At 72.0% G+C, this 9,597-nt stretch carries 10 protein-coding genes; 6 read left to right on the top strand and 4 right to left on the bottom strand.

Translation table 11 applies throughout. The features are described from left to right. Window positions 1-4: 4 nt before the first annotated feature. The gene (locus ACFWEJ_RS23285) at window positions 5-1,387 is read right to left on the bottom strand and encodes a hypothetical protein (RefSeq protein WP_377231560.1); all 1,383 of its coding nucleotides are present in this window, start codon (window positions 1,385-1,387) and stop codon (window positions 5-7) included. Window positions 1,388-1,594: 207 nt separating this feature from the next. Between ACFWEJ_RS23285 and ACFWEJ_RS23280 the strand changes: the two genes are divergently transcribed. Further along, window positions 1,595-1,930, top strand: a complete 336-nt coding sequence (locus ACFWEJ_RS23280; protein ID WP_377231559.1) for a hypothetical protein — start codon at window positions 1,595-1,597, stop codon at window positions 1,928-1,930. 79 nt (window positions 1,931-2,009) lie between these two features. Then, window positions 2,010-2,966 carry a ribonuclease Z gene (locus ACFWEJ_RS23275; protein WP_377231558.1) on the top strand — a complete coding sequence of 319 codons (957 nt, stop codon included), beginning with the start codon at window positions 2,010-2,012 and terminating at the stop codon, window positions 2,964-2,966. A gap of 142 nt (window positions 2,967-3,108) precedes the next feature. Here the strand turns inward: ACFWEJ_RS23275 and ACFWEJ_RS23270 are convergent, their stop codons facing one another. Beyond that, window positions 3,109-3,867 carry a hypothetical protein gene (locus tag ACFWEJ_RS23270; protein WP_377231557.1) on the bottom strand — a complete coding sequence of 253 codons (759 nt, stop codon included), beginning with the start codon at window positions 3,865-3,867 and terminating at the stop codon, window positions 3,109-3,111. Between the two features lie 182 nt (window positions 3,868-4,049). Between ACFWEJ_RS23270 and ACFWEJ_RS23265 the strand changes: the two genes are divergently transcribed. Next, window positions 4,050-5,174, top strand: coding sequence for a MerR family transcriptional regulator (locus ACFWEJ_RS23265; protein ID WP_377231556.1), 1,125 nt, complete (start codon window positions 4,050-4,052; stop codon window positions 5,172-5,174). 96 nt (window positions 5,175-5,270) lie between these two features. Further along, window positions 5,271-6,023, top strand: coding sequence for a tyrosine-protein phosphatase (locus tag ACFWEJ_RS23260; RefSeq protein ID WP_377231555.1), 753 nt, complete (start codon window positions 5,271-5,273; stop codon window positions 6,021-6,023). On the opposite strand, the gene ACFWEJ_RS23255 is transcribed toward ACFWEJ_RS23260, so the two are convergent. Further along, complete coding sequence (locus ACFWEJ_RS23255; protein WP_377231554.1) at window positions 5,995-6,561, bottom strand: GNAT family N-acetyltransferase; 567 nt, start codon at window positions 6,559-6,561, stop codon at window positions 5,995-5,997. The two genes, ACFWEJ_RS23260 and ACFWEJ_RS23255, sit on opposite strands and share 29 nt — an antisense overlap. Before the next feature lie 167 nt (window positions 6,562-6,728). Here ACFWEJ_RS23255 and ACFWEJ_RS23250 point away from each other — a divergent pair, with 167 nt between their 5' ends. Further along, the gene (locus tag ACFWEJ_RS23250) at window positions 6,729-8,105 is read left to right on the top strand and encodes an NAD-dependent malic enzyme (protein ID WP_377231553.1); all 1,377 of its coding nucleotides are present in this window, start codon (window positions 6,729-6,731) and stop codon (window positions 8,103-8,105) included. A 114-nt stretch (window positions 8,106-8,219) separates the two neighbouring features. Here ACFWEJ_RS23250 and ACFWEJ_RS23245 read toward each other — a convergent pair whose 3' ends face one another. Beyond that, complete coding sequence (locus ACFWEJ_RS23245; protein ID WP_377231552.1) at window positions 8,220-8,414, bottom strand: hypothetical protein; 195 nt, start codon at window positions 8,412-8,414, stop codon at window positions 8,220-8,222. A 111-nt stretch (window positions 8,415-8,525) separates the two neighbouring features. Between ACFWEJ_RS23245 and ACFWEJ_RS23240 the strand changes: the two genes are divergently transcribed. Then, window positions 8,526-9,548: an LLM class flavin-dependent oxidoreductase gene (locus ACFWEJ_RS23240; protein ID WP_377231551.1), complete on the top strand. Its 1,023-nt coding sequence runs from the start codon at window positions 8,526-8,528 to the stop codon at window positions 9,546-9,548. The last annotated feature ends 49 nt before the right edge of the window (window positions 9,549-9,597 follow it).

The following is a 9,597-nucleotide window of genomic DNA, read 5'->3' as shown; positions in this document are numbered from 1 at the left end:
CCTGTCACACCAGGGGGTTGCCGATCGGCGGCGTCTCCAGCCGGTCGAAGTCGAGCTGGGGCACGCCCTCGTCCGGGTCCGGGCCGAGCGGCGGCCGGGAGTCGGCGCGGGAATCAGCCCGCGCGTCGGTCCGGGGAGCCGGCATCAGGATGGGCCGCAGCTCCGGTCCGAGCGCGGACCGCGAGTCCTGGCGGGAGTCCTGGCGCGAGGTGCGCTCGTTCGCCGCCGGCTCCTCGCGGACCGTCTGGCGCATCGTGCGGTCCACCGGCGCGGCGTGCGCCTCCTCGAAGGCCCGCACGATCGACCAGGGCAGACGGATGTAGCCCTCGACGTCGAACCCGTTGGCGATGGCCCAGGCACGCATCTGCGCGGGGGTCGCCCGACCGCGGCCGTCGGTGGGCTTCTTCGACCCCGAATCGTCCACCAGCTTGGGGAAGTCCACCGGCGTCGCCTCGACGATCGGCTCGATCACCGAGTCCCGGGCGCAGCCGATCGTGTCGGCGACCCGCCACAGCTCCTGACGGGCCTCCAGGTGGTAGCGGTCGGCCTCGATCGCCTGACGCACCAGCGCGTCGAAGAACGCCTTGCGGGCGGCGGCGGCCGCCTCAGGTGTCAGCCGGTACAGCGGCTCGGCCTCGGCCAGCCCCGCGGCGGTCTCCGCCGTCAGCCGTCCGTCCTGGAGGGTCTCCGCGAGGAGCGACAGGTAACCGTTGGTCCGCACGTCGGCGACGGCGGCGATCGCGTCGGCCAGCGGCTGGCCGCCGAGCGTCGTCAGCACGCCCGGACCGCGCCGCCCGGGCCACGGCCGCGGGGCGTCGGCGGCCCGGGTGGGCCCCTCCGGCCACGGGTAGACCCACGCACGCAGGGTGACCTGCAGCAGCTCCGGCAGGTCCGGCAGGCCGGTGGCGCTCTGCACGAAGCGGGCCAGCAGCCCGGCCACGGCCCGCGCCTCGCTGAGCGGGCTGGAGTTCGGCAGACCGCCCTCGTACGGGACCCCTGCGGCGGTGCAGCAGTCCGACAGCCGGCGGTGCACCAGGCCGGGCAGGTAGTGGTAGCTCGCGTCGATGATCGTGAGCTGGGCGAGCGTGGGCAGCTCCCAGCCCAGGTGGGACAGCTCGTTGCGCAGCACCTCGATACCGAGCCGGCCGTTGTGTGTGACGATCGCCATCTGCGACAGGCGCTCGCGCAGGGTGGCGGCGACGTCTGCCAGCGCGATCCACGCGCCGTCCGGGTGCAGCACGGCCGACCACTCGTCGACCACCCCGCCGCGCTCGTCGACGCGCACGACGGCTATCTCTCGCAGGCGTGCCCCAGCAAGCTGGATCCCGGTGATCCGGGTCGACACCGCTGCGTACGCGGGCTTGCCCACGCGTTCGTCCCTCGCCATGCGCGTCCTTTCTCGACAGCCGTGCCGCCGTTGGCGCTACGACGCGCCACAGGGTGCCATCTGCGCGAGAGTCCTGAAAGTGGAGATCGTACGAATATGTCGGATTCTGTGAAAATCACTACCAAAGATAGCGGACCGCCCCCCGATTATTAACACTTGCGGTGGGTGTTTGGCCACCGTCTCGGGCAGGGCAAAAGGGAGGTCATGATGCTGGCGAAGCTTTCGATCATGGACTGGCGCGCCATCGCGGCGCTCGCGTTCGCTCTTCCGTACGTCGCTCTGACACTGCTGGGTGATCGGTTCGGGTGGTTGCAGCTCTCGGCTTCGGATGCTCTGACCAGCCCAATCACCATTGTGGCACTGGGTTGCCTGCTTGCCGGAGCAGGCCTCGCGCTGACCCCGGCGATCCAGGGCGGGGCCTACCCGGTGCTGAACATCCTGGTGGGCGCGACCATGCTGGCGGGCTTCGGCTGGGCGGTGCTGGTGCTGGCCCAGGCGCGCTACGGCTGCGACCCGCTGAACGTCTTGCCCGGCTGCGGGTGATCTTTGGAAAGTTAAGGACCTAGTCGTTATCGGGAGATTTTCCCGTGCCGACGGCCGCCCGCCGGGACACAATGCGAGCGTGTTCCAGCGTCCAGCCCACCACCGCGTCTCGAGCCGCGAGCTCGTCGCGCTCGGCACCGCGAGCCAGGTGCCCACCAGGACCCGCAACCACAACGGCTACGTGCTGTTCTGGGACGACGAGGTCATCCTGTTCGACCCGGGCGAGGGGTCGCAGCGCCAGATGCTGCACGCGGGGATCTCCGCGACGGCGCTGACCCGGATCGCGATCACGCACCTGCACGGCGACCACAGCCTCGGCCTGGCCGGCGTGGTGCAGCGCATCAGTCTGGACGCGGTGCCGCAGACGGTGCCGGTGACGTTCCCGGCGTCGGGCCGCCGCTGGATCGAGAATCTGTGCGACGCCACCGCCTACTACCACCAGGAGCGCCTCGCGCTGCAGGGGCTGAGCCGGGACGGCGTCGTGCCGCGCGTGCCGGGGGAGCTGCACGGCCCCGCGATGCTGCGCGCAGCACGGCTGGACCACTCGCTGGAGGCCTACGGGTACCGGCTCGACGAGCCCGACGGCCGCCGCATGGTCCCGGAGCGCCTGGCCGCCGAGGGCATCTCGGGGCCCGACGTCGGACGCCTCGCCCAGGAGGGGACGCTGCGGACCGAGCGGGGCGTGGTCCGGCTGGAGGACGTCAGCGAGCCGCGGCCCGGCCAGTCGTTCGCGTTCGTCATGGACACCCGGATGTGCGACGCCGTCGGAGAACTGGCCGACGGCGTGGACCTGCTCGTCATCGAGTCGACCTACCTCGACCGGGACCGGCGCCTGGCGCACGACCACGGCCACCTGACGGCCCTGGAGGCCGCGACGGTGGCCGCGCGGTGCGGGGTCCGGAGCCTGGTGCTGACCCACTTCTCGCAGCGGTACACCGACCCGGGCGAGTTCGAGAAGGAGGCCCGCCAGGTGTTCGACGGCGAGCTCACGGTCGCGGCCGACCTGGACCGGGTGCCGGTACCGCGGCGGGTGTGAGGGGCCGCCGCCCTGCCCCGCCCTGCCCCGGTCCGAGCCGGGCCGGGCCGGGCCGTCAGCGGTGGCGTGGATGATGTGGGTGGTCTAGGCTTCTAACGAAAGCCGGGGCAGGTCTCCCGGTTATAGTTCGGCCGCGGCCCTTTCAGTTATCACTGAGGGGGCCGTTAGGCATTTCTGGGGTAGCCACGGGCATCTCGGCGATCATGCTCGATACGGTCTGGTGCGACACCAACCATTGCGCGGCCGACGGATCGACTGCTTCGAGCACCCGACGTGTCGCCCTGAGGTGCCGCTTCACCACGGCGCCGCCGGGGAGGAGCGGCTCCAGATGAGCGATGCGGTTCCGCAGACGATAGAGCCCGTCGACGTCCCGGACCAGGTCGGCGACGGGACGGTCGAGGTGCGGGAAAGCCATCGAGATAGCGGATCGCCACAGGAAGCGGCGGCCCGGATCCTTGCTCGGAAGAAGGAAGCGCCACGTGCCGAACATCATCTGCGCCAGAATGTCGTCGTGGGTGACCGCACGCGGACCGGTGCTGGAGTCCCTCACCGCGAGCACCGCACGCCGGGTCGCCTTGTCGATCTCGTCGCGTCGCACGACACGCTCGATCAGACGTGAAGGATCCAGGAGCCATTCCGCGGCGTGTGCGCGTCCCGTCCGGGGATCGACCTGTGTCGAGTTCCAGATGCGCAGCTCGGCGTCGATCGCGTTTCGAAGGAAGACCTCGACCAGGTGCAGCATCTTGTAGACCGCCGAGGACATCTCGACGTTCCACTGGTACAGCGTGAGCGCCGCACGCACGTTGCCGCCGCACGCTCGCAGGTACGGGGCGAGCCGGGGCGCGCTGAGCAGGGTCGCGACCGCGCGATGATGGGTCGCGGTCAGGGTGGGGACGGCCATCGATGACTCCTCGGAGCTGGAACTGAACGCTTCCAAGGCTCGCAGAGTTGGGACCACTTGGCCTCCGTTGGCGCGTCTTGTTGCTTATACGCAACGGCACCTCGACCCCCTTGACCTTCACCCTGGGGGAACCACCAGTCTCCTGCGCACCGGCGATCCCCGCCGGGGACGAGGATGACGACGTGGGCGGCGACATGGAGCACCTGAGCATCGGCGAGTTCGCCCGGACGTCCGGCCTGACGCCGAAGGCGTTGCGCCTGTACGACGAGCTCGACCTGCTCCGGCCGGACCGCGTGGACCCGCTGACCGGGTACCGCTGGTACGCGCCCGCCCAGCTCGACCGCGCCCGTCTGGTCGCGCGGCTGCGCCTGATCGGCATGCCCCTGGCCCGCATCCGCGAGGTCGCCTCCGCGCCGGCGGGCGTCGCGGCCGACCGGGTGCGGACGTACTGGCGTCAGGTCGAGGCCGACACGGCCTCCCGCCGCGACATCGTCGCCTCCGTCGTCGAACACCTGCGTACGAAGGAGACCATCATGCAGATCTCAGGCCCCACGCTCACGGCCCGCAGCGCCTGGCGGCTCGGCCAGGGCGCCCGCGCCGCCCAGCAGGACGCGCTCTACGCGGGCGGTTGCCTGTTCGTCGTCGCCGACGGGTTCGGGCCGCACGGCAGCCCCGTGCCCGCCGGTCTGGCCGTCGAGGCCTTCGCAGCGGCCGACTCCCCGGCGGACGACCCCTGGTCTGCGACGGACGGCGACCCCGCCGCCGCGCTCCTGGCCGCGACCGGCGAGGCCGGCCGGGCGATCACGGCCGAGGCCGCCGGCCTGGCCGACCCGCACCACTTCGGCTCCACGGTGACCGCGGCGCTGCTGGTCGGCTCGACGCTGTTCAGTGCCCACGTCGGCGACTCGCGGCTGTGGCTCGTGCGGGACGGCCGGGCCGAGCAGCTCACCCGGGACCACACCGTGGTCGCGGCACTGATCGAGGAGGGCCGGCTCACCGAGGACGAGGCGCGCTCCCACGAGGACCGCAGCCTCCTGAACCGGGCCCTCGTCCCGGCCGGGACGGGCGGGCACTCCGACGCCGGGCCCGATCTGGCCACGACCGAGGTCCGGCCCGGGGACCGGATCGTCCTGACCGGCGACGGCGTGCACGCGGTCCTGGCGACCGACCGCCTCGCGGCCCTCCTGACGCGCGAGGGCGACCCCGACGTCGTCGCGCAGGAGATCGCCGACGCCGTGGAGGCGGCGGGCGCGCCCGACAACTACGCGCTCGTCGTCGTCGACCTCGCCGACCCGGCGGACGCCTGAGTCGGACGCTCGACCTGGACGCCTGACCAGGTCCTGCTGTCCACGGGCAGTTCTACCCGTTGACCTGCCCGTGGACCCCCAACCACGATGCCGCACATGAGCAACCCGGTGAACCTCCAGGTCTGGGACGGCGCCGTCAACCTCCGCGATCTCGGTGGCCTGCCGCTGGAGGACGGCGGGACCACTGCCGCGGGGCGCGTCTGGCGCTCGGGCGCTCCCGAACCCATGACGCCGACCGGGTGGGCGGAGGCCGTCGACGCCGGGCTCACGACCGTCGTCGACCTGCGCAACCCCGCCGAGGTCAAGCAGGCGCACGACCTCATGCCCGACGCCGTGCGGCCCTGGGAAGTCGTCACGCACCACACCCCGACCGAGGACCCGGGCGACCCGCACTTCCTGGAGACGTGCGGCCCCTGGCTCGACCACCCGCGCTCCTACGCGCCGAACATCGCGATGTACCCGCACCTGTTCGGCGGGGTCTTCCGGGCGGTCGCGGACGCTCCTGGGCCCGTGCTGGTGCACTGCGCGGCCGGGCGCGACCGCACCGGGATGATCACCGCCCTGCTGCTGTCGCTGACCGGCGTGGAGCACGAGGCGATCGCGCGGGACTACGAGCGCGCGTTCCGCGGCACCACGCACCGTGGCGGCGGCGTGGCCTACGACGTCGAACGCGGCGCCTGGGTCCAGCACCGCGGCGAGACCTGGACGGCCCGCCAGCTCGACGAGCGCGTCGGCGAGCGCCGCGCGGCCCTGCTGGAGTGGCTGGCGGACCTGGACCCGGTCGCCTACCTGCGGTACGCCGGGCTGGACGAGGGGCGCATCACGAACCTGCAGGAGCGTCTGCGGTAGCCGGCTCGGCCGCGGGCAGCTCGGCCGCGGGCAGCTCGGCCGCAGGCAGCTTGGCAGCCGGCAGCTCCAGCGTCATGAACACGCTGTTCGGGTCCAGGACGTAGCTCCCGAAGGGCCCGCACTCGACGAACCCGTGCCGGGCGTACAAGCGGCGGGCGGCCGCGAAGTAGTCCTCCGCCCCGGTCTCCAGGCTCACGCGCCCGTACCCGCGCCGCGTTGCCTCGGCCAGGACGGCGCCGAGCAGCGCCGAGGCGACGCCGCAGCCGCGGGCGTGGCCGGCGGTGCGCATGGACTTGATCTCGGCGGACGTCCCGTCCGGCCCGGCAGAACCGCCGTCCAGCTCCTTCAGCGCACCGCACCCGAGCAGGACGCCGTCGTCGTCCCGGGCGGTCCAGAAGGTGATCGTCGGGGCGAGCAGCGCCGTGTGGTCCAGGGCGTGCACGCTCTCGGCCGGGGAGGTGGCGAACATGTCGGCGAGGTGCTCGTCGAGCAGGAGCAGCACGTCGTCACGCGCGGGGGAGTCGGGGGAGACGTTCACGCTCCTATCCTGCACGCCCCGTTCCTGCGTACCGCTCGCGGGTACGCCGTCCGTATGCCGGGCTCGTGTGGCGCACGTCACGTTCGGACGGTAGGAATCTCCAGGTGCGCGCACGCCCGTGCGCCGCTTGCCGGCCGACGAGGGCCGGAGGACCGAGGAGAACAACGATGTCGCTGCCCAGCCCGAGCTACACGATCACCCTGCGCGTGGAGGTGGCCGCCTCGCAGCGCGCCACGAGCACGGTGGTAGCGGCGGTAGCCGACGCCGGGGCGGCGGTCATGGGTGTGGACATCGCGCACTCGACGTCGCACGGCCTGGTCGTGGACGTCACGTGCGACACGATCGACGCGGAGCACGGCGAGCGGGTCGTGGCGGCCGTCAACGCCGTCGAGGGCGCGGAGGTGCTCAAGTCGAGCGACTCGACGTTCCTGATGCACCTGGGCGGCAAGATCGAGGTCACGAACAAGGTGCCGCTCAAGACGCGCCGCGACCTGTCGCGCGCGTACACGCCGGGCGTGGCGCGGGTGTGCCTGGCGATCGCGGACAACCCGGAGGACGCGCGTCGGCTGACGATCAAGCGCAACACGGTCGCCGTGGTCACGGACGGCACGGCGGTGCTGGGCCTGGGCGACATCGGTCCCGCCGCCGCGCTGCCCGTCATGGAGGGCAAGGCGGCGCTGTTCAAGGAGTTCGGCGGGGTGGACGCCTGGCCGGTGTGCCTGGACACGACCGACACGGACGAGATCGTGCGGATCGTCAAGGCGATCGCGCCCGTCTACGGGGGCGTGAACCTGGAGGACATCGCGGCGCCGCGCTGCTTCGAGATCGAGGCGCGGCTGCGTGAGGAGCTGGACATCCCGGTGTTCCACGACGACCAGCACGGCACGGCGATCGTGGTGCTGGCGGCGCTGGTCAACGCCCTGAAGGTCGTCGGCAAGGACCTGGCGGACGTGCGGATCGTGGTCTCGGGCGTCGGCGCGGCGGGCAACGCGATCATCCGGCTGCTCAAGGCGCAGGGCGCGCGGCACATCGTGGCGTTCGGCCGGGACGGCGCGCTGCACCCGGGCGTGGTCACGGACGACCCGCACCGGCGCTGGCTGGTGGACAACACCAACGTCGACGGCTTCTCGGGCACGCTGCAGGAGGGCCTCAAGGGCGCCGACGTGTTCGTCGGGGTCTCGGCGGGCGGGATCCTGTCCGGTGCGGACGTGGCGCAGATGGCGCAGGACGCGATCGTGTTCGCGCTGGCCAACCCGACCCCGGAGGTGGACCCGCTGGAGGCGGCCGAGTCCGCGGCGGTGGTGGCCACGGGGCGCAGCGACTACCCGAACCAGATCAACAACGTGCTGGCGTTCCCGGGCCTGTTCCGGGGGCTGCTCGACACGGGCGCAACCGACATCACCACGGAGCTGCTGCGCGTGGCTGCCGTCGCGATCGCCGAGGTGGTCGCGCCCGACGAGCTGAACAGCGCCTACATCATCCCGGGCGTGTTCGACCACCGGGTCGCGGAGGCCGTGGCGGACGCGGTGCGCAAGCAGGTCTGAGGCTCTTCCGGGCAACGGTTCCGGACCTACCTTCCGGACATACCTGAGGCCCTGTCGGACGGCGGTGTACGCCGTGCGACAGGGCCTCGGTGCCGAGCGTCCCAAGGGGACGGGTCAGCCGATGCCGCCGATCGTCGAGTTCACGATGCCGCTGACGACAGCGGCGGTGCCCAGGACGAGGACGAGCAACGCGCCGGTGGAGGCCACCAGGGGGATCCACCAGCGCACGGTCTCCGGCTGGGTGCGACCGTAGAAGTGGTCGGGCTGCGCGGAGGTGGTGCGGTCGAGGAAGGCGTCGTTGTTGCTCACACTGATAGATACGTTCCAGGAGCCCGAAACGATGCCCCCGCACCGATAACAGTTCGGGAACGTTCGTCAGGTCCGGGACGGGGCACGCGCCCCGAGGGAGTTGAGGTCAGCGTGAAGAACATCGGGTTCCTGTCCTTCGGTCACTGGACACCGCATCCGCAGTCGGGCACCCGCTCGGCGTCGGACGCGCTGCTGCAGTCGATCGACCTGGCCGTGGCCGCAGAGGAGCTGGGCGCCGACGGCGCCTACTTCCGGGTGCACCACTTCGCGCGGCAGCTCGCCTCACCGTTCCCGCTGCTGGCGGCGATCGGGGCGCGCACCAGCCGCATCGAGATCGGTACCGGCGTGATCGACATGCGCTACGAGAACCCGCTGTACATGGCGGAGGACGCCGGTTCGGCGGACCTGATCTCCGGCGGGCGGCTCCAGCTCGGCATCAGCCGTGGGTCACCCGAGCAGGTCATCGAGGGCTACCGGCACTTCGGGTACGAGCCGGCCCCGAAGGACGCCGGCGGCGCGGACCTGGCCCGGGAGCACACGGCCCGGTTCCTGGAGCTGCTCGACGGCGAGGGATTCGCCGAGCCGAACCCGCGCCCCATGTTCCCCAACCCGCCGGGCCTGCTGCGCGTCGAGCCGCACTCCGACGGGCTGCGGCAACGCATCTGGTGGGGCGCCGGCTCCCGCGCGACGGCCGAGTGGACGGCGGCCCAGGGCATGAACCTCATGTCGTCCACGCTGCTGACCGAGGACACCGGCGTGCCGTTCCACCGGCTGCAGGCCGAGCAGATCCAGCGGTTCCGCGACGCGTGGGCGGAGGCGGGGCACGAGCACGAGCCGCGGGTGTCCGTCAGCCGCAGCATCTTCCCGATCACCGACGAGCGCGACCGGCAGTACTTCGGCATGGAGGTCTACAGCGAGGACCAGGTGGGCCACCTCGACACCGGGCCCGCCCGGTTCGGCAAGACGTACGCGGGCGAGCCCGACGCGCTGGTCGAGGACCTGCGCGAGGACGAGGCGGTCGCGGCCGCCGACACGCTGCTGCTGACCGTGCCCAACCAGCTCGGCGTCGACTACAACGCGCACGTCATCGAGAACATCGTCAAGCACGTGGCGCCGGCGCTCGGCTGGCGGTGACCCTGTCGCCGTCGGCCCTGCTCTGACGGACCAGCGGGTGGGCGGGTGA

Origin of the sequence: Promicromonospora sp. NPDC060204 (assembly GCF_042728455.1) — a bacterium.
Classification (GTDB): domain Bacteria; phylum Actinomycetota; class Actinomycetes; order Actinomycetales; family Cellulomonadaceae; genus Promicromonospora.
Note: the sequence above shows the minus strand (reverse complement) of the source record. Positions and strands in the feature narration are given on the sequence as shown.

What these genes read in the sequence shown, in the direction of transcription:
- ACFWEJ_RS23270 (WP_377231557.1), bottom strand. Translation starts at nt 3,867, where the DNA reads ATGGCCGTCCCCACCCTGACCGCGACCCATCATCGCGCGGTCGCGACC.
- ACFWEJ_RS23285 (WP_377231560.1), bottom strand. Translation starts at nt 1,387, where the DNA reads ATGGCGAGGGACGAACGCGTGGGCAAGCCCGCGTACGCAGCGGTGTCG.
- ACFWEJ_RS23250 (WP_377231553.1), top strand. Translation starts at nt 6,729, where the DNA reads ATGTCGCTGCCCAGCCCGAGCTACACGATCACCCTGCGCGTGGAGGTG.
- ACFWEJ_RS23260 (WP_377231555.1), top strand. Translation starts at nt 5,271, where the DNA reads ATGAGCAACCCGGTGAACCTCCAGGTCTGGGACGGCGCCGTCAACCTC.
- ACFWEJ_RS23280 (WP_377231559.1), top strand. Translation starts at nt 1,595, where the DNA reads ATGCTGGCGAAGCTTTCGATCATGGACTGGCGCGCCATCGCGGCGCTC.